The following is a 19,313-nucleotide window of genomic DNA, read 5'->3' as shown; positions in this document are numbered from 1 at the left end:
CCCGCCCGTAGGCGCCAGCTTGCTGGCGAACCAGGCGACGCGGTGGATGGCACCGGCAGTGCCGGTGTTCGCCGGCAAGCCGGCTCCTACGCCGCCCGCGACCTGCCCGCCCGTAGGAGCCAGCCTTGCTGGCGAACCAGGCGACGCGGTGGATGGCACCGGCAGTGCCGGTGTTCGCCGGCAAGCCGGCTCCTACAGGGCTAGCGCATTCCTGACGGCAGTCCTTACAAGGCCTCCAGCTCCGCCATCAGGTCGCTCAGGCGATCGACCTTGTCCTCGTCCAGCGCACTGTCCTGCAACCCCTGCACGTAGCCGGCCAACTCCTCCACCGTGCTGCACTCGAACATCGCCCGCAGCGGCACATTGAGTTGCAATGCCTTCTGCACCCGCGAGGCGATCTGCGTGGCCAGCAGCGAATGCCCGCCCAACTCGAAGAAGTTGTCGCGCACCCCTACCCGTTCAGCCTTGAGCACATCGGCCCAGATGCCAGCGAGGGTTTCCTCGAGCGCGTCGCGCGGCGCCAGGTAGGCCTGGCTGTGCTGGCCACCGATGTCGATGGCCGGCAGCGCCTTGCGGTCGAGCTTGCCGTTGGCATTGTGCGGCAGGCTGTCGAACCAGCCCCAGTGCAGTGGCACCATGTACTCCGGCAGTTCGGCGCGCAGGCGTTGCTTGAGCTGGTCGAGCAGGCCGGCATCGGCGGCGACACCCTGGTGGGCCACCAGGTAACCGACCAGGTGCTTGCCATTGACGCCCTCCTGCACACCTACCGCGGCATCGCGCAACTCCGACTGCTCGTGCAGGCGCGCCTCGATCTCGCCCAGCTCGATGCGATAACCACGGATCTTCACCTGATGGTCGATGCGCCCCACGTACTCCAGCACCCCATCCGGGCGGCGGCGGGCCAGGTCGCCAGTGCGATACAACCGCTCACCCGGCGCGCCGTAAGGGTGCGGGATGAACGCCTGGGCAGTACGCAGCGGATCGCCCACATAGCCACGGCCGACACCCGTACCGGCGACACACAGCTCGCCCACCGCGCCCAGTGGCACCAGGGCCTGGTCCTCGCCGAGCAGGTACAGGCGGTTGTTGTCGGTCGGCGTGCCAATCGGCAGGTAGCTGCCCTGGGTCGAGGCGGCATCGACGCGGAAGAACGCCACATCGTCCGAGCATTCCGCCGGGCCGTAGGCATTGACCAGGCCGATGGCCGGGTAGCGCTGCAGCCACTGGGCGGCCAGCTCCGGCGGCATCGCCTCGCCGGTGGGCAGCATCCAGCGCAGGCCGTCGAGGGCCTGGTGGTCGCTGGCGAGCATGCCCTGGATCAGCGACGGCACGCTTTCCAGCACGCTGATACCGGTGGCCTCGACATGCGCCAGCAGGCCCTGCGGATCGTGGGCGATGGCGTTGGGCACGATCTGCACCGTGGCGCCGAACAACGGCGCGGCAAGGAACTGCCACACCGAGATATCGAAGCTTTGCGAGGCGGTCTGGGCGATCACGTCCTGCTCGTCCAACGCCAGGTACGGCACCTTGCTCAGTTGGTTGTTGAGCATGCCGCGCTGCTCGACCATCACGCCCTTGGGCAGGCCGGTGGAGCCGGAGGTGTAGATCACATAGGCGAGGTTGTCCGGCGCGCTGTGGATGCCAGGGTTGTGACTGGCCACATGGCTCGCCTGCACCTCTTCCCACACCAGCAACTTCGGCCGCACCGCGCCGGCCACTTCATCGAGCAGCTGGCGCGCCTGCTCGGCGCAGGCGGCGCTGCACACCAGCACCGGCGTGCGGCTGAGCTCGACGATGCGTTGCAGGCGCGCCGCCGGCAGGCCCGGGTCCAGCGGCAGGTAGCCGGCGCCAGCCTTGAAGCTGCCGACGATCATGCCCAGCAGCGCCAGGCCACGCTCGGCCAGCAACGCCACCGGCTGGTCGATGGTCACGCCCGCCGCGACCAGGGCATGCCCCAGGCGGTTGGCCGCGACGTTCAGCCCGGCATAGTCGTAGGACGCCTCCAGGCAACGGGCGACGGTGCGCTGCGGATGCGCGGCGACCCGCGCCTCGAACAGCTCGACGTAGCTCTGCTCCAGGGCATAGGGGTGCGCGCTGCGGTTGCAGTCCTCGAGCAGGAAGCGTTGTTCCTCGGCGCCGAGCAAGGGCAGCGCGCCCACCTCGCCGTCGAAGCCTGCGACCAGCGCCAGCAGCAGGCGCTTGAACTCGGCCAGCAGGCGCTCGACGGTGGGGAAGTCGAAATAGCGCTGGTCGAACGACAGGTGCAGGCCCAGGTCATCGCCCGGGTAGCACACCGCGGTCAGCGGGAAGTTGGTGTGGGTCCGGCCCGAGTCGGAGCTGGCGTTCAGGTGCTGGGCATGGTCGAGCACCGCGGTTTCCACCGGGGCGTTCTCGAACACGAACAGGCTGTCGAACAGCGGCTGGCCCTTGGGCAGCTCGCTGCACTCCTGGATCGCCACCAAGGGCAGGTATTCGTACTCACGCAGCTGCATGTTGCGCTCGAGCAAGCCTTGCAACCACTGGCGCACGCTGCGTCGCTCACCCGGCTGGGGCAGTTGCACGCGCAGGGCGATGCTGTTGATGAACAGGCCGACGGTGCGTTGCATCTGCGGCAGGCTCACCGGGCGCCCGGCCACGGTGACGCCGAACACCACGTCGCGTTCGCCGCTGTAGCGTGCCAGGGTCAGGGCCCAGGCCGCCTGGGCGAAGGTATTGACGGTGAGCTGATGGGCCTGGGCCAACTCGCGCAGCCGCGCGCCTTCGCTGACCTCGAGGCGGGTGTAGCAGTCGCCCACCCGCATGCCGTCGCCGGCATGCTCATGGCGCAGCGGACGGTCGCTGGGGAGCGCCGTGGCGCGTTCGAAACCGGCCAGGTTGTCCTGCCACCATTGGCGCGCCTCGGCCAGGTCCTGGCGTTGCAGCCAACCGATGTAGTCGCGGTAGCGCGGCGGTACCGGCAACGTCGCCTGGCGGCCTTCACCCAGGGCCTGGTACAGCTCGAAGAAATCGTTCATCAGCAGCGAACGGCACCAGGCATCGATGAGGATGTGATGGTTGCTCATCATGAACCAGTAGCGTGCCTCGTCCACCCGCACCAGGCGCAGGTGGAACGGCGCCTCGCGCAGCAGCTCGAAACCAGCCTCGCGCTCCTGCTTGTGCAGGGCTTGCAGGCGCAGCTCCTGGGCGGCTTCGTCGAGGCCGCGCCAGTCCTGGTAGTCCACCGCCAGCTTGCCCGGCTTGTGGATGATCTGCAGCATCGCCTCGCCGGCGTTCCAGCTGAACGAGGCGCGCAAGGCCTCATGCCGCGCCACCACGGCTTGCCAGGCCTGGGTGAAGCGTTCGGGGTCCAGGGCGCTGTTGATCCGGTAGCGGTCCTGCATGTAGTACAGGCCCGTGCCCGGCTCCAGCAAGGTGTGCAACAGCAGGCCTTCCTGCATCGGCGTCAGCGGGTAGACATCCTCGATCTCGGCGGCCGGCACCGGCAGCGCGTCGATCTGCTCCTGGGTCAGCTGCGCCAGTGGGAAGTCCGACGGCGTGAAGCTGCCGTTGCCCTCGGCCAGGCAATGCGCGACCAGGGCCAGCAGTTCCTGGCGATAGGCATCGGCCAACTCGGCGATGGTCGAGGCCTCGAAACGCTCGGCGCTGAACGTCCAGCGCAGTTGCAAGGCCCCGCCATACACCTGGCCGTCGACGCTGAGCCAGTTCGGCAGTGCTGCATCCGGGTCGTGGGCCAGGCCCGCCGGTGCATCCAGCGGCTGGAACAACGCCGCGGCGTCGAATTGCTGGTCGAACTGGCCGAGGTAGTTGAAGGTGATGCGCGCCTGAGGCAAGGCCGCCATGCGCTCGCGTCCGGCCTGGTCGGCCAGGTAGCGCAGCACGCCATAACCCAGGCCCTTGTGCGGCACCTGGCGCAATTGCTCCTTGATGCCTTTGATCGACGCTGCCCGCGCCGCCTCGTCATCACCCTGGGCGGGGCTCAGGCTCAGCGGATAGGCATTGGTGAACCAGCCCACGCTGCGGGTCAGGTCCAGGTCCTCGAACAGCCCGTCGCGGCCATGGCCTTCGAGCTGCACCAGCACCTGGGCGCCGCCGGTCCAGCGGCACAGGGTGCGCGCCAGGGCGGTCAGCAGCAGGTCGTTGACCTGGGTGTGATAGGCCGCCGGGGCCTGTTGCAGCAGCTGCCGGGTCTGTTCGCGATCCAGTTCGATGGCCAGGCTCTGGGCATGACGCTGCAGATTGCCGCCCTGAGGATGGTCGCAGGGCAGCTCGAGGCGCGCGTCGCCCAGTTGGTTTTCCCACCAGCTCAGCTCGTCGCGCAGCGAGTCGCTGCCGGCATAGCTGGCCAGGCGCGCCGCCCAGTCGCCCATGGCGTGGGTCTTGGCCGCCAGCGCTTGACCGCGGTACAGCGCTTGCAGGTCTTCCAGCAGCACGCGCCAGGACACACCGTCGACCACCAGGTGATGGATCGCCAGCAGCAGGCGCTGCCCGCCCTGGCCGTCGGTCACCAGCAAGGCGCGCAACAGCGGCCCCTGGTCAAGGTCGAGGCTGCGCTGCACATCGGTATACAGCGCCTGGCAGTCGGCGAAATCGCTGACCGTGGCGGTCCAGAGCAGGGGCTGGGCGGCCGGCTGGGCGTAGTCGCCCTGCCAGCGGCCATTGGCCTGGCTGAAGCGCAGGCGCAGGCTGTCGTGGTGCGCCACCAGCGCGCCAAGCGCCTGCTCCAGCCGCTCGGCCTGCAACGGCTGGCGGGCCTCCAGCAGCACCGCCTGGTTCCAGTGCTGCGGTTGCGCCACCTCGCTGTCGAAGAACCAGTGCTGGATCGGCGTCAGGCCGGTACGGCCCTGGCGTGGCCCCTGCTCGATGGCGCTGGGCGCCGCGCTGCGGGTGACCACCGCCGCCAGGGTCTGGAGGGTCTGGTGCTGGAACAGGTCGCGTGGGGTGAATTGCAGGCCCAGCTGGCGGGCACGGCTGACCACCTGGATCGACAGGATCGAGTCGCCGCCCAGTTCGAAGAAGTTGTCCTGCACGCCAATGCGCGAAACGTTGAGCACCTCGCGCCAGACTTGCGCCAACTGGTTTTCCAGCTCGCTGGCCGGCGCCTGGTAGTGCTGGCGCGCCTGCTCCAGGTCCGGGGCCGGCAGCGCGCGGCGGTCGAGCTTGCCGTTGCCCATCAGCGGCAGGCGCTCGAGTAGCACCAGGTGCGCCGGCACCATGTAATCGGGCAGGTGCAGGCGGGCATCGGCCTTGACCGCTTCCCGCAGCTGGGCCTGGGCTTCGCTGCCGGCCGTGGCCTGGGCGCACACCAGGTAGCCGACCAGCTGCTTGCCACCGGGCAGGTCGAGGGCCAGGACCACCGCCTCGTCGACCTCGGCATGGGCTTGCAGGCAGCTCTCGATTTCACCCAGCTCGATGCGGAAACCGCGGATCTTCACCTGCTGGTCGGCGCGGCCGACGTACTCCACCAAGCCGTCGGCGCACAGCCGTACCAGGTCGCCCGTGCGGTACAGGCGTCCACCTGTGTGGCTGAAGGGGTCGGCGACGAAGCGCTCGGCACTGAGCCCCGGGCGCTCGTGGTAGCCCTGGGCCAGGCCGGCGCCACCGACATACAGCTCGCCGATGCCACCGGGCGGCAGCAGGGCCAGGTCCTCGTCGAGGATGTACGCGGTACGGGCACCGATCACCCGGCCGATCGGCACGCTGCCGGCCTCGTCGGGCAGCACGTCCGGGGCCAGGCAGGCCAGTGGCATGACCACGGTTTCGGTCGGGCCGTAGGCATTGAACAACTGCTGCGGGGCGAACGCCTGGCGGATACGTTGCAGATGCTCGCCGGTCAAGGCCTCGCCACCGGTGATCACCAGGCGCACAGGCAACTGCTCGCCTTGCACGGCCAGGTGCTGAGCCAGCTGGCTGCCGTAGCTTGGGGTGAACCCGAGAATACTGACCTGCTGGGTGCGCGCCAGTTGGCAGATTTGCTCGGCGTCCCATTGACCCTGGGCCCGCAGCACCACCCGGGCACCGCACAGCAAGGGGCTCAGCAGCCGCTCGCTGGCGGCGTCGAAGTTGATCGAATAGAAGTGCAGTTCGCAGTCGTCGCTGCGCATGCCGAACTCGGCGATCACCGCCTGGCAGTGCATGGCGATCTCGCCATGGCTGACCACCACGCCCTTGGGCTTGCCGGTGGAGCCGGAGGTGTAGATCAGGTAGGCCTGGTGGCCGGGCAGGTTGAGGTTGTCCAGCGGCGCATCGCTGTAGGCCGACAGGCTCGCGGCGTCGTCCTCCAGGCACCAGCGGGCCACGCCCTCGGGCAATGGCATCAGGCGCTCGAACAGTTCACGCTGGGCAAGCAACAGGCCCAGGCGGCTGTCCTCGATCATGTAGCGCAGGCGGTCGAGCGGGTATTCCGGGTCCAGCGGCACATAGGCGCCCCCGGCCTTGAGGATCGCCAACAGGCCGACCACCATTTCCAGCGAGCGCTCCAGCGCCAGGCCGACGCGTACCTGCGGGCCCACCCCGCGCTCGCGCAGGGCGCGGGCCAGGCGGTTGGCCTGCTGGTCCAGCTCGGCGTAGCTCAGGTGCTGGCCGGCGAAGGTCAATGCCAGGGCTGCGGGGGTGCGTTCGGCCTGGGCGGCGAACAGGCCGTGCAGGGTCTGGTCGAGGGCGACATCCTGTACGCCCTGGAGCTGGCCGATCAGGCGCTGTTGCTCGGCCGCGCCGAGCATCGGCAATTCGCACAGGCGCTGCGCCGGGTTGTCGAGCAAGGCCACCAGCAGCTGCTGCCAGTGCTCGGCCATGCGCGCGATACGCGGCTCGTCGAACAGGTCGCGGCTGTAGGTGAAGCAGCAGCCCAGGCGACCGTCGAGGTCGGTGACCTCCAGGTACAGGTCGAACTTGGTGGCACTGGCGTCGTTGACCAGGTAGTCCACCTGCATGCCGGCCAGGCTGCGGCTCTGCTGGAAGGCCCAGCGCTGCACGTTGCACATCACCTGGAACAGCGGGTTGTAGGCACTCGAGCGTGGCGGCTGCAAGGCTTCGACCAACTGGTCGAACGGCAGGTCCTGGTGCGACTGGCCTTCGATGATGGCCTGGCGCACCTGCTCGAGCAGCGCTTGGCCGCTCATCTGCCCATCCAGCTCGCAGCGCAGCACCTGGGTGTTGAGGAAGGCGCCGATCAACCCCTCGCTTTCCGGGCGGATGCGGTTGGCCACCGGCGCGCCGATGCGCAGGTCGCGCTGGCCACTGTAGCGGTGCAGCAGCGCGGCCAGGGTGGCGGTCATGGTCATGAACAGGGTCAGGCCCTGCTGGCTGTTGAAGGCATGCACGCGCTGCACCAGCGCCGGGTCCAGGTCGAAGCGGTACAGCGCGCCACGGTGGCTCTGCACCGCCGGGCGCGGCCGGTCGGCCGGCAGCGCCAGCACCGGGTGCTCAGCGCCCAGGCGCGCCTGCCAGTAGGCCAGTTGCCGGGCGCCCTCGCCGCCTTCGAGCCACTGGCGCTGCCACACGCTGTAGTCCAGGTACTGCACCGCCAGCGGCGGCAACGGCGACTCGCGCTCATCGACGAAGGCCTCGTACAGCTCGCCCAGTTCGCGGGCGAAGATATCCATGGCCCAGCCTTCGGTGACGATATGGTGCAGGGTCAGCACGAAGTAGTGCTCGCGCTCGCCGGCCTTGACCAGGCAGGCACGCAGCAGCGGCCCGCGCTCCAGGTCGAACGGCAGGTGCGCCTGGGCGTCGGCCAGCTGCTGCAGGCGCTGCTCGCGCGCCTGGGCGTCGATGCCGCTGAAGTCGTGCCAAGCCAGTTGCAGGTTGCTGTCGTCGGCCACGCACTGGTAGGGCTTGCCGTCGATGCTGGGGAAGGTGGTGCGCAGGGTTTCGTGGCGCACGATCAGCGCCTGCAGGGCGCGCTCGAAGGCGTCCACATGCAGCGCGCCGCGCAGGCGGGCCATGCCACCGACGTTGTAGGCCGGGCTGTCCGGCTCCATCTGCCAGAGGAACCACATGCGCTGCTGCGAGTAGGACAACGGCACCGCCTGGCGTCGGTCGACCCGGGCGATGACGCCTTGCAGGTTGCGCGCGCCGCTGTCGCGCAGGCCCTCGACCTCGGCGCAGAAGGCGCCCAGCTCGCTGGCCTCGAACAGGGCCTTGAGCGGCAGCTCGACATCCAGCGCCTGGCGGGTGCGCGAGACGATCTGGGTGGCCAGCAACGAGTGGCCGCCCAAGGCGAAGAAGTCATCCTGCAGGCCAATGCGCGGCAGGTTCAGCACCTCGCGCCAGATCGCCGCGACCTGCTGCTGCAGCGCCGATTGCGGCTCGACATGCTCACGCTGCTGCCACACCGGGGCCGGCAGCGCCTTGCGCTCGACCTTGCCGCTCGGCCCCAGGGGCATCTGCGCCAGGTGGATCAGTTGCGCCGGCACCATGTAGGCCGGCAGGCGCTCACCCAGGGTGGCCAGCAACGCGGCAGTCTGCTCGACCCCGCTGTAGTAACCGAGCAACTGCGCGCCGACGGCATCCTGGTGGATCAGCACCAGCGCCTGCTCGACACCGGCCTGGGCCAGCAGCACGGCCTGGACCTCCTCGGGCTCGACCCGGAAACCACGCACCTTCACCTGCTGGTCGAGGCGCCCGAGGTAGTCCAACGCGGCATTGCCCACCTGCCAGCGGGCACGGTCGCCGCTGCGGTACAGCCGCGCGCCGTCACCGTCGGGCTGCGGCACGAAGCGCTCGGCGGTCAGCCCCGGGCGGCCGAGGTAACCACGGGCCAGGCCCGCGCCGCCTAGGCACAGCTCGCCGGGCACGCCCGGCGCGCTCAGTTCGAACTCATCGTCCAGCACCCGGCACAGCACATTGCCCAGCGGCCGGCCGATCGGCGAGCGTTGGCCGTCGCTGGCCTGGCAGTGCCAGTGGGTGACGTTGATCGCAGTCTCGGTCGGGCCGTAGCGGTTGTGCAACTGCACCTGGGGCAGCAGTTGCAGCACGCGATCACGCAGCGCCGCGGACAACGCCTCGCCACCGGAGAACAGCCGGCGCAGGCTGGTGCACGCGCCAGCCTGCGGCTCCTGGACGAACACCTGGAGCAACGGCGGCACGAAGTGCAGCGTGGTCACCCCATGCTCCTGCACCAACTGCGCGATGCGCTGCGGGTCACGGTGCTCGCCGGGGCCGGCCAGCACCAGCTTGCAGCCACTGAGCAGTGGCCAGAAGCACTCCCACACCGACACGTCGAAGCTGATCGGCGCCTTCTGCATCAGCACGTCGCTGGCATCCAGCGCGTAGGCCTGCTGCATCCAGTGCAGGCGCTCGGCCAGGGCGGCATGGGTGTTGCCCACGCCCTTGGGCTGGCCGGTGGAACCGGAGGTGTAGATCACATAGGCCAGGTTGTCGCCGTGCAGGTGCAGGCCCGGGGCCTGGCTCGGCCAGCTGTCCAGGTGCAACTGGTCGAGGGCGATGACGCTGACGCCGTCCACCTGGGGCAGCGTCTGCAGCAGGTCGCTGTGGCTGAGCAGCAGGCCGGCCTTGCAGTCGGCGAGCATGTAGGCCAGGCGTTCGGCCGGGTAGTCGCTGTCGAGCGGCACGTAGGCGCCGCCGGCCTTGAGGATCGCCAACAGGCCGACCAGCAGTTGCGGCGAGCGCTCCAGGGCGATGGCCACGCAGGTGTCGGGACCCACGCCTTTGTCCCGCAGGTAATGGGCCAGGCGGTTGGCCTGCTGATGCAGTTCGGCGTAGTCGAGCTGGCCGCCGTCCCACACCAGCGCGGTAGCTTCGGGCGTGCGCCGGGCTTGTTCGTTGAGCTGTTCCACCACCAGCTGCGGCGCATTGGCCATGGGCGCCTGGCCCCAATCCAGCAACTGCGCGCGACACTGTTCATCCAGCAGCCGCACCTCGCCCAGGGCAAGGTGCGGCTCGGCGCACACCTGCTCCAGCAGTGCCAGCAGGTGACCGGCCAGGCGTTGCACGGTGGCCGCCTCGAACAGCCCGGCAGCGTAGTCGAAGGCCAGGGTCAGGCGACCTTGATGGTCTTCCTCGCTGTGCAGTTGCAACTCGAACTTGGCCTCGCGGCTGTGCCACGGCAGCTCCTCGGCCAGCAGGCCGGGCAGCCGGCGCAGGGCCGAGAGGTCGCGTTGCTGGTGGTTGAACATGACCTGGAACAGGCCCTGCTCTCGAGCCTGGGGCAGCGCCTCGAGCAACTGCTCGAACGGCAGGTCCTGGTGCGCCTGGGCCTCCAGGGTGGCCTGGCGCACCTGGCTCAGCAACTGGACGAACGGCAGGCGGCCGTCGAGCTCGGCACGCAGCACCTGGGTATTGATGAAGAAGCCGACCAGGCCCTGGGTTTCCAGGCGCGGGCGGTTGGCGTTGGGCACCCCGACGCGGATATCGCCTTGGCCGGTGTAGCGGTGCAGCAGCGCCTGCCAGCCGGCCAGCAGGACCATGAACAGGCTGGCCTGCTGCGCGCGGGCCAGGTCCTTGAGGGCGCTGCCGAGCGCGGCCGGCACCTTGAGGCTCAGGCGCGCGGCGCGGGCATCGCGCAGGCTCGCCCGCGGCTGGTCGGTGCACAGGTCGAGCACCGGCAGCTCGCTGCCGAGCTTGGCTTGCCAGTACGCCAGCTGCCGCGCGTTTTCGCCGTCGGCCAGCCACTGGCGCTGCCAGTGGCCGTAGTCGGCATAGCCCAGCGGCAGCTCGCCCAGGTTCAGCGCCTGGCCTTGGGCGGCATACAGGCGGGCGAATTCGTCGAGCAGGATATTCAGCGACCAGCCGTCGGCGACGATATGGTGCAAGGTCAGCCACAGCTGGTGCTGCTCGTCATCCAGGCGCGCCAGGGTTACCCGCAGCAGCGGCCCTTGGCGCAGGTCGAACGGTTGTTGCGCTTCCTGTTCGCGGCGTGCCGCCACCTGGTCGGCGTCCAGGCCTTCGAGGTCCAGGCGCTGCACGGTCAATGGCAGGCTCGCCAGGATGCGTTGCAGCCCCTGGCCATCGACCTCGTCGAAGACCGTGCGCAGCGACTCGTGGCGCGCCACCAGGGCCTGGAAGCTGGCCTGCAGGGCCTGCTCGTCGAGCTCGCCGCGCAGGTGCAGGCCCGCCGGAATGTTGTAGGCGGCCGATTGCGGCTCCAGCTGCCACAGCAGCCACAAGCGGTTCTGCGCCAGCGACTGCGCCAACGCCTGGTCACGGCCCTGGCGCTCGATGCGCCCGGCAGCACTGCTGCCGTCGGCGAGCATGGCCGCCACGGCGGCGCTGTACTCGGCCAGGGTCGGCGCTTCGAACAAGGTGCGCAGGCTCAGCGGGATACCCAGCGCATCACCCAGGCGCGCACTCACCTGGGTGGCGACGATGGAGTTGCCGCCCAGCAGCAGGAAGTGATCGTCCGCCGCCACCGCTTCGATGCCCAGCAGCTCGCACCAGAGGCTGGCGATACGGGCTTGCAAGCCTTCGCCGGTGGCCGCGGCGGGCGGCGGCTGCACAGCCGCCGGGAAGCGTGCGTAGCAATCGAGGCTGCCGTCGTCCATGCGCAGACGGCACGCCGAACGCTGCAACTTGCCGCTGGAGGTCTTGGGCAAGGCCCCCGGGTTGAGCAGCAACACCACCGCCGGCGCCTGGCGGCAGGCGTCGGCGATTACCCGGCGCAGGGTGTTGATCAGCGCTTCGGGCTGGCGCGCTTTCTGCACGTTGCGGCTGATCTCCACCGCCACGCCGATGCCCTCCTCGCCCTGGTCGTCGACGGCAAACACCGCCACCCGCCCCTTGCGCAGGTCATCGACCTCGCGCTCCAGGGTTTTCTCCAGGTCCTGGGGGTAGAGGTTCTGGCCACGGACGATGAGCATGTCCTTCAAGCGGCCGGTCACGAACACCTCGCCATCGCGCAGGAAGCCCAGGTCGCCGGTGCGCAGCCAGGTCTGGCCGTCGCGCTCGACGAAGGTACGGGCACTGGCCTCGGGGTTGCGCCAGTAGCCCAGGGCGATGCTCGGGCCCGCGGCCCAGATCTCGCCGACCTGATTGTCGCCGAGCTGCGCCAGCTGCTGCGGCTCGACGATACGCACCGCATGGTCCGGCTGCGGATAACCGCAACTCATCAGCACGCTGCCCTGGCCCGCTTCGGCGCGGTTGCCGGCCAATGCCTCGGCGTCCAGCGCCAGGGCAGCGATGCCCTGGCCGCGGCGGCTGCCGCTGACGAACAGGGTGGCCTCGGCCAGGCCATAGCTGGCGAAGAAGCTGCTGGCCTGGAAACCACAGGCGGCGAACTTCGCGGCGAAGGTCTCGAGGCTGTCCTGGCGAATCGGCTCGGAGCCTGAATAGGCCACGCGCCAGCGGCTCAGATCGAGCCCGGCCAGGGCCGACTCGCTGACCCGCTCGCTGCACAGGCGGTAGGCGAAGTCGGGGCCACCGCTGATGGTGCCGCCGTATTCGCTGATGGCCTGCAGCCAACGCAGGGGCCGGGCGAGGAAATAGCCCGGCGACATCAGCACGCACGGCACACCGCTGAAGATCGGCTGCAGCAGCCCGCCGATCAGGCCCATGTCGTGGTACAGCGGCAACCAGCTGACGATCACGTCGTCCGGGTTGAGGTCGATGCCGAAGCCGCGGCGGATCAGTTGCTCGTTGGCCACCAGGTTGCCATGGCTGACCTGCACGCCCTTGGGCAGCGCGGTGGAGCCGGAGGTGTATTGCAGGAAGGCGATGTCATGCCCCGCCAGCGACGGCTCGCGCCAGTGCGCGGCGAGCTGCGGGTCCAGGCGGTCCACCGCCAGCAGGGTCGGGCCGTGGTCCGCGGCCAGGGCGTCAAGGCCCTGCAAACTGTCACACAGCGCTTCTACCGTCAGCAGCAGGCGCGGCTCGGCGTCGGCGATGATCGACAACAAGCGCTCCTGATGATGCTGGCGCGAGGATTCCGGCGGGTAGGCCGGCACGGCGATCACCCCGGCATACAGGCAGCCGAAGAACGCCGCGACATAGTCCGGCCCGCTGGGAAACAGCAGCACGGCGCGCTCGCCAAACCCGGCACGGGCCTGCAAGGCCGCGGCGATCGTCCGGGCGCGCTGGTCGAGGTCCCGGTAGCTGAGCACCGCCTGTTCACCGGGCGCGTCGGCGAGAAAGCGCAAGGCAATCCGCTCCGGGGTCTGGGCGGCGCGCTGCGCCAGGGCCTGGACCAGCGAGTGCGGGAGTTCGAAGGCGTCCGTCATGGAATGTTCCTGCCAGTGTCTGGGTGAGTCGTGCCTGGCTGGCTCCGCACATGACAGGCGGGCAGCGTTCGGCAGCCGGATGTACACAGGGGAACGGATAAACCAGGGCAGAAATTAGGCCCGGAACAGGCCGGCGCAAGCGGCAAGGTTGACGCGCTTCACAGTGCGATCGCTTAGAACCGAAATTAATCGAAACTCATTAACTTTCGTATTTGACAATCATTATCATTCTGAATAGTTTGTCGCACGTCGTAGGAAGCATCGCTTCTGGCTGTGCTCCCTTTCCCCTCCGAGACAAGGTGATTTCCATGGCGGAACAACTATCCACAAGTAAGTGCGATTCACCGTTACTCCAGGCGTTCGTCGACAACCGCAATATCCTGGTCAAGATCGCGGCGCGCATCACCGGCTGCCGCTCACGCGCCGAGGATGTGGTGCAGGACGCGTTCTTCCGGCTCAGTGCCGCCCCGCAGATCACGTCATCGTTCAAGGCCCAGCTCAGCTACCTGTTCCAGATCGTGCGCAACCTGGCCATCGATCACTACCGCAAGCAGGCCATGGAGCTGAAGTACTCCGGCAGTGAAGAGGAGGGCCTGAACGTGGTCATCCAGAACGCCTCGCCCGAAGCCACCCACATCAACCTCGCCACCCTCGAACACATCGCCGCCTCGCTCAACGAACTGCCCGCGCGCACCCGCTATGCCTTCGAGATGTACCGGCTGCACGGCGTGCCGCAAAAGGACATCGCCAAGGAGCTGGGGGTCTCGCCGACGCTGGTCAACTTCATGATTCGCGATGCGCTGATCCACTGCCGCAAGAGCAGCCGCCAGGGCTGACGGCCGGGCTCGCCGGCAAGCCGACTCCTACACAGTTCCCGTCCGGCCCTGTAGGAGCCAGCCTTGCTGGCGCAGCAGGCAATGCCGAGTCCTGCAGGGCGACGCGCCTCACACCAAGCTGCAGCGATCGAAGAACCGCTCACGCCCCAGGATCATCAGCGCCGCACGCTTGTGCGGGAAATCGAATTCCTTCTCGCAGTGGAAGCACTGGTCGTGCATGTAGCCGATCATCTTGCCGTTGTCGGCGCGCGGCTCGGCCACCACCCGCTGGGTGCGCGGGTCGTCGAGGAACAGGTAGTGGACCAGCGCCGACAGCCAGCTGGCCACCTTGTGCGGCCCGCGGTGCGCCTGCTCCCCCACCAGCATGTGGATGCCGCGGTCGTAGTCGTCGGCAGGATAAAACGGCGCGATACGGTCTTCCTTGGCCCAGTAGGCCTCGAAGTAGGCGAACGGCTCATCGTCGAAACAGCCGATCAGGGTCAGGGTATGTGGGTCCTGCTCGAGCTTGCCGAGGTATTCGCGGTGCTGCGCCAGCGTACCGCTCTCCTGCCAGAACTGCGCGACCCGCGAGCTGTTCTGCCAGCGATTGAAACGCTCAAGGTCCTGCTCGATCTCCAGGGTGCGCAACGACACCCAGGCCCCCAGGCGCGCATCGAAACGCCGGTATACCTCGCCGCGCGGCTTGGGCGCACGGCGCGGGTGGCGCTTGCCTTGGCTGATCAGCATCTGCTGCGGGTAGGCCCGCGACTCGCCCAGCCACGGCTGGGGCAATTGCCAGAACAACGCGCGCTCGCACAGGTACTGCCCCGGCGCCTCACCCGGCACCAGCAAGCCGCTGGCCAGGGCCTGCGACTGCACACCCGGCAAGTGCCAGACCAGGCGCAGACAACCCGGATTACGGGACAGCAACCAGTAACAGGCCGCCCACAACGCCTGCTCCGAGCGTTCAGGGCAAAGCTGCTCGAGGTGCACATGCAGCGCCTGCTCCGGCACCAGACGCACGCCGATCAACGGGCGTCCTTCCAGGGCGAGGCTCAGGTGGCAATCGCCCTCGTCGGCGTGCAGGGTGCGCCAACGAGGCGCGCAAAGGGGCGGCGAAGCAGCATCGAACGGCATGGTCATGGCTCACGGCAAGTGAAAGAAGGCTCACTCCTGTGAACGTGACCCGCCCCGGGCAATTTAGTCGCGCGGGGCTTCGACAGTGATCTTGTAGGGCCGGAAGATGCGCAGCAGCTCGCCGTTCTCGCGCAGGCCGCGCAGCAGGCCGGCGAATGCCTCGGGGCTGATCGGCGCGTCGGGGCGCAGCAGCGCGTAGTGATGGTAGACCTGGTCGACCCGCTCCGAGGCCATCAACGCGCTGCCGGGGTTGCGCTTGAGAAAATCGATCAGGTACGAACGGGTCACCAGGGCAACATCGGCGCGCCCGCGCTCGACCATGTTCAGGTTGCTGTCGTGGGAGTAGGTCAGGGTCGCCCGGTAGCGCTTCTTCAGGTAGGCCGGGTCTGGGTTGAAATCGGCGAAGGCATAGTGATAGCCGTTGAACAGCGCCAGGCGCTTGCCGTCGAGGTCGTCGAAATAGCGCTGGTCACGCTCGGCCTGCTGGCGGGCGACGAAGATCTCGGCATCCTCAAGGCCCATGTCCACGGCCTTGTGCGCGATGCCCTGCCAACCCCACTGCGGGTTCTCGAAGATCGCCATGTCGGTGCGGCCCTGCTGGAAATCACCGAAGCGCCGGGGAATCGAGGTCGGCACCAGGACGAACCGGTACTGCCCCTGCATCCGGTTCAGCGCCTCCACCAACTGCGGCAGCAAGCCGGTATCGGCTCCCTGCTCCGGGCGCACCGTGTAGGGCGGGAAGTGCGCCGCGCCGACCTTCACCTCATGGGCCTCGTCGGCCCGCGCCGCAGCTGTCAGCAACAAGGTGGCGAACAGCAGCAAGGTGGACGACAGCTTGAGGCTGGGCAAAGGGATCAAGTCGGGACACTCATCACATTAATGCGCCTAAGCTAGGCGTTTTCCCTGACCGGCACAACCGCCGGATATGCCAAAGTGCCAGGGGATGCCGTGCGCGCCGACTTTGGCTACGCTCTACTGGCCCGCGCGCTGGCGCCTCTTCGAGGGCTTGCCGAGGGATCTTCGTGCATTGATAGGGAGCCTGGCATGGGCCATTGGTTGGTGATCGACCTGGAAGCCACCACCGATGAAGGTGGCTGGCCGGTCACGGATATGGAAGTCATCGAGATCGGCGCGAGCCTGGTCACCCGCGACGGCCGCGAGGTCGAGCATTTCCAGCGTTTCGTGCGGCCCAGGCGGCGGCCGCAACTGACCCCGTTCTGCCGCGAGCTGACCCACATTCGCCAGGCCGACGTCGACGGCGCCGCGCCGTTCGCCGAGGTCTGGGGGCAGTTCGAGCGCTGGCTGGCGCATCACCAGGGACAGTTGCAGGCCTGGGTCAGCTGGGGCGACTACGACCGCAAGCAGTTGCTGCAAGAATGGCAGCTGCACCAGGTGCACAGCCTGCTGGCGCAGTTGCCGCACATTAACCTCAAGCAGCGCTTCGCCAAGGCCCGCCAGTTGCAACGACCGGCGGGGTTGAACGGCGCCCTGCAACTGGCCGGGCTGCAGTTTTCCGGGCGCCAGCACCGGGCCCTGGAGGATGCGCGCAACACCGCCCGCCTGCTGCCCTTGAGCCTGCCGGCGGGGGATGCCTGAAACAGATGACGCCGCCGTGGGCCTTGGGCATACTGGCCAGCCCATTTTTCAGCCCTTTTTCAGGAGCCGCCCCATGTTCAAGGTCAATGAGTACTTCGATGGCACTGTCAAGTCGATCGCCTTCGAAGGCCATGAAGGTCCGGCTACCGTCGGCGTCATGGCGCCGGGTGAATACGAGTTCGGCACCGCCAAGCGCGAGATCATGCACGTGGTCTCCGGCGCCCTGACCGTCAAGCTGCCGGGCAGCGACAACTGGGAGAAATTCGCCGCAGGCAGCCAGTTCAACGTGCCGGCCGACAGCAAGTTCCAGCTCAAGGTCGCCGTCGATACCGCCTACCTGTGCGAGTACCGCGACTAAGCGCGTACAGGTTCGCCGGCTCCTACAGGGAACAGCGCAGGAGCCGGCTTGCCGGCGCATCGGTCAAAAACCCCGCCACCCGCTGCGCCGCCGTCTGCAGATGCTGCTCATGGCTGAACCCGGACACCTTCAGCGGCTTCAAGTCATGATCCGCCGCCGCCAGCCAGCACACCTCGATCGCCGGCGATAGTTCATACCCCGCCACCGCCTCACGATTGCCCAGGGCATCCCGCTCGCCCTGCACGATCAGCGTGGGCGTCCGCAGCCCCGCCAGGTGCTCGACCCGGGGTTTTTCCGGCTTGCCCACCGCATAGAACGGATAGCCCAAGCACACCAGCGCATCGGCGCCGAGTTCATCAGCCAGCAAACTGGCCATGCGCCCGCCCATGGACTTGCCGCCAACGGCCAATTTTCCTGCGACTAAAGGTCGCACCTGTTCGTATACAGTCCGCCAGGTTTCCAGCAACACCTTCTGCGGATTGGGCGGCCGTTTAGCGCCGCTGACACGCCGCTGGGCCATGTACGCAAACTCGAAGCGCACCACCCCTACCCCTTGCCCCGCCAGCCTTTGCGCCATGTCCTCCATGAACCCGCTGTCCATTGGCGCACCGGCGCCATGGGCCAGGATCAGGCAGGCGCAAACGCCGCGATCCCCCGGAGTTTTCGGAGGATCGCAGCGCAAGCCTGGGACATTTGCGATCTTCGCCCATTGATCCCCGTCAATACCGGCACTTTGCCCATTAATCATGCTTGCCTCGCTGTCTAGCCTGCCTATAACCGTGGATGGGAACCCATACATGAACACAACCAGCAGTACCGCCTACAACTATCAGGTGGTCCGCCAATTCGCCATCATGACGGTGGTGTGGGGCATCGTCGGGATGGGGCTCGGCGTCTTCATTGCCGCCCAGCTCGCCTGGCCCGCCTTCAACCTTGACCTGCCGTGGACCAGCTTCGGCCGCCTGCGACCCTTGCACACCAACGCGGTGATCTTCGCCTTCGGCGGCTGTGCCCTGTTCGCCACCTCCTATTATTCGGTGCAACGCACCTGCCAGACCACCCTGTTCGCGCCACGCCTGGCCGCGTTCACCTTCTGGGGCTGGCAACTGGTGATCCTGCTGGCGGCGATCAGCCTGCCACTGGGCTACACCAGCACCAAGGAGTACGCCGAACTGGAATGGCCGATCGACATCCTGATCACCATCGTCTGGGTCGCCTATGCCGTGGTGTTCTTCGGCACGCTGATGAAGCGCAACACCAAGCACATCTACGTGGGCAACTGGTTCTTCGGCGCCTTCATCCTCACCGTGGCGATCCTGCACATCGTCAACAACCTGGAAGTGCCGGTCAGCCTGACCAAGTCCTATTCGCTGTACGCCGGCGCCACCGATGCCATGGTGCAGTGGTGGTACGGCCATAACGCCGTGGGCTTCTTCCTCACCGCCGGCTTCCTGGGGATGATGTACTACTACGTGCCCAAGCAGGCTGAACGCCCGGTGTATTCGTATCGCCTGTCGATCGTGCACTTCTGGGCGCTGATCACCCTGTACATCTGGGCCGGCCCGCATCACCTGCACTACACCGCCCTGCCCGACTGGGCCCAGTCGCTGGGCATGATCATGTCGCTGATCCTCCTGGCCCCGAGCTGGGGCGGCATGATCAACGGCATGATGACCCTCTCGGGCGCCTGGCATAAGCTGCGCAGCGACCCGATCCTGCGCTTCCTGGTGGTCTCGCTGGCGTTCTACGGCATGTCCACCTTCGAAGGCCCGATGATGGCCATCAAGACGGTCAACGCCCTGTCCCACTACACCGACTGGACCATTGGCCACGTGCACGCCGGCGCCCTCGGCTGGGTGGCGATGATCTCCATCGGCGCGCTGTACCACACCATCCCGAAAGTGTTCGGCAAGGAGCGCATGTACAGCCTCGGCCTGATCAATGCGCACTTCTGGCTGGCCACCATCGGCACCGTGCTCTACATCGCCTCGATGTGGGTCAACGGCATCGCCCAGGGCCTGATGTGGCGCGCAGTCAACAGCGACGGCACGCTGACCTACTCGTTCGTCGAAACCCTGGTGGCCAGCCACCCAGGCTTCGTCGTGCGCTTCGTCGGCGGCGTGATCTTCCTCAGCGGCATGTTCCTGATGGCCTGGAACACCTGGCGCACCGTGCGTGCCCCGGCTGCCGAGCAAGCCACCGCCAATGCCCAGCTGGCTTGAGGAGTAGAGCCTG

The 19,313-nt window shown here is 67.8% G+C and carries 8 protein-coding genes; 4 read left to right on the top strand and 4 right to left on the bottom strand.

Translation table 11 applies throughout. The annotated features are described in order from the left end of the window. Positions 1 to 224 precede the first annotated feature (224 nt). Positions 225 to 13,172 (bottom strand): non-ribosomal peptide synthetase, encoded by a 12,948-nt coding sequence (locus KSS95_RS11145; RefSeq protein WP_217853699.1) that lies wholly within the window; start codon positions 13,170 to 13,172, stop codon positions 225 to 227. 308 nt (positions 13,173 to 13,480) lie between these two features. Here KSS95_RS11145 and KSS95_RS11140 point away from each other — a divergent pair, with 308 nt between their 5' ends. Then, the gene (locus KSS95_RS11140) at positions 13,481 to 14,008 is read left to right on the top strand and encodes an RNA polymerase factor sigma-70 (RefSeq protein WP_217853698.1); all 528 of its coding nucleotides are present in this window, start codon (positions 13,481 to 13,483) and stop codon (positions 14,006 to 14,008) included. Between the two features lie 108 nt (positions 14,009 to 14,116). Here the strand turns inward: KSS95_RS11140 and KSS95_RS11135 are convergent, their stop codons facing one another. Further along, the gene (locus KSS95_RS11135; RefSeq protein ID WP_217853697.1) at positions 14,117 to 15,124 is read right to left on the bottom strand and encodes a GNAT family N-acetyltransferase; all 1,008 of its coding nucleotides are present in this window, start codon (positions 15,122 to 15,124) and stop codon (positions 14,117 to 14,119) included. A 63-nt stretch (positions 15,125 to 15,187) separates the two neighbouring features. Beyond that, positions 15,188 to 15,982 (bottom strand): substrate-binding periplasmic protein, encoded by a 795-nt coding sequence (locus KSS95_RS11130; RefSeq protein WP_217853696.1) that lies wholly within the window; start codon positions 15,980 to 15,982, stop codon positions 15,188 to 15,190. A gap of 186 nt (positions 15,983 to 16,168) precedes the next feature. Here KSS95_RS11130 and KSS95_RS11125 point away from each other — a divergent pair, with 186 nt between their 5' ends. Both KSS95_RS11125 and ppnP read left to right on the top strand, forming a co-directional pair. Continuing rightward, on the top strand, positions 16,169 to 16,720 hold the full coding sequence (locus KSS95_RS11125; RefSeq protein WP_217853695.1) for a 3'-5' exonuclease: 552 nt from the start codon (positions 16,169 to 16,171) through the stop codon (positions 16,718 to 16,720). A 73-nt stretch (positions 16,721 to 16,793) separates the two neighbouring features. Continuing rightward, the gene (gene ppnP, locus KSS95_RS11120; RefSeq protein WP_134691795.1) at positions 16,794 to 17,078 is read left to right on the top strand and encodes a pyrimidine/purine nucleoside phosphorylase; all 285 of its coding nucleotides are present in this window, start codon (positions 16,794 to 16,796) and stop codon (positions 17,076 to 17,078) included. Between the two features lie 22 nt (positions 17,079 to 17,100). Here the strand turns inward: ppnP and KSS95_RS11115 are convergent, their stop codons facing one another. Beyond that, complete coding sequence (locus KSS95_RS11115; RefSeq protein WP_225935574.1) at positions 17,101 to 17,826, bottom strand: alpha/beta family hydrolase; 726 nt, start codon at positions 17,824 to 17,826, stop codon at positions 17,101 to 17,103. Between the two features lie 49 nt (positions 17,827 to 17,875). Here KSS95_RS11115 and ccoN point away from each other — a divergent pair, with 49 nt between their 5' ends. Further along, positions 17,876 to 19,300: a cytochrome-c oxidase, cbb3-type subunit I gene (gene ccoN / locus KSS95_RS11110; protein ID WP_050706570.1), complete on the top strand. Its 1,425-nt coding sequence runs from the start codon at positions 17,876 to 17,878 to the stop codon at positions 19,298 to 19,300. Positions 19,301 to 19,313 lie beyond the last annotated feature (13 nt).

The sequence above is a fragment of the Pseudomonas muyukensis genome, assembly GCF_019139535.1.
Taxonomy (GTDB): Bacteria; Pseudomonadota; Gammaproteobacteria; order Pseudomonadales; family Pseudomonadaceae; genus Aquipseudomonas; species Aquipseudomonas muyukensis.
Note: the sequence above shows the minus strand (reverse complement) of the source record. Positions and strands in the feature narration are given on the sequence as shown.

Coding starts and splice junctions, on each gene's coding strand:
- ccoN (WP_050706570.1), top strand. CDS start 17,876: ATGAACACAACCAGCAGTACCGCCTACAACTATCAGGTGGTCCGCCAA.
- ppnP (WP_134691795.1), top strand. CDS start 16,794: ATGTTCAAGGTCAATGAGTACTTCGATGGCACTGTCAAGTCGATCGCC.
- KSS95_RS11140 (WP_217853698.1), top strand. CDS start 13,481: ATGGCGGAACAACTATCCACAAGTAAGTGCGATTCACCGTTACTCCAG.
- KSS95_RS11115 (WP_225935574.1), bottom strand. CDS start 17,826: ATGATTAATGGGCAAAGTGCCGGTATTGACGGGGATCAATGGGCGAAG.
- KSS95_RS11135 (WP_217853697.1), bottom strand. CDS start 15,124: ATGCCGTTCGATGCTGCTTCGCCGCCCCTTTGCGCGCCTCGTTGGCGC.
- KSS95_RS11145 (WP_217853699.1), bottom strand. CDS start 13,172: ATGACGGACGCCTTCGAACTCCCGCACTCGCTGGTCCAGGCCCTGGCG.
- KSS95_RS11125 (WP_217853695.1), top strand. CDS start 16,169: ATGGGCCATTGGTTGGTGATCGACCTGGAAGCCACCACCGATGAAGGT.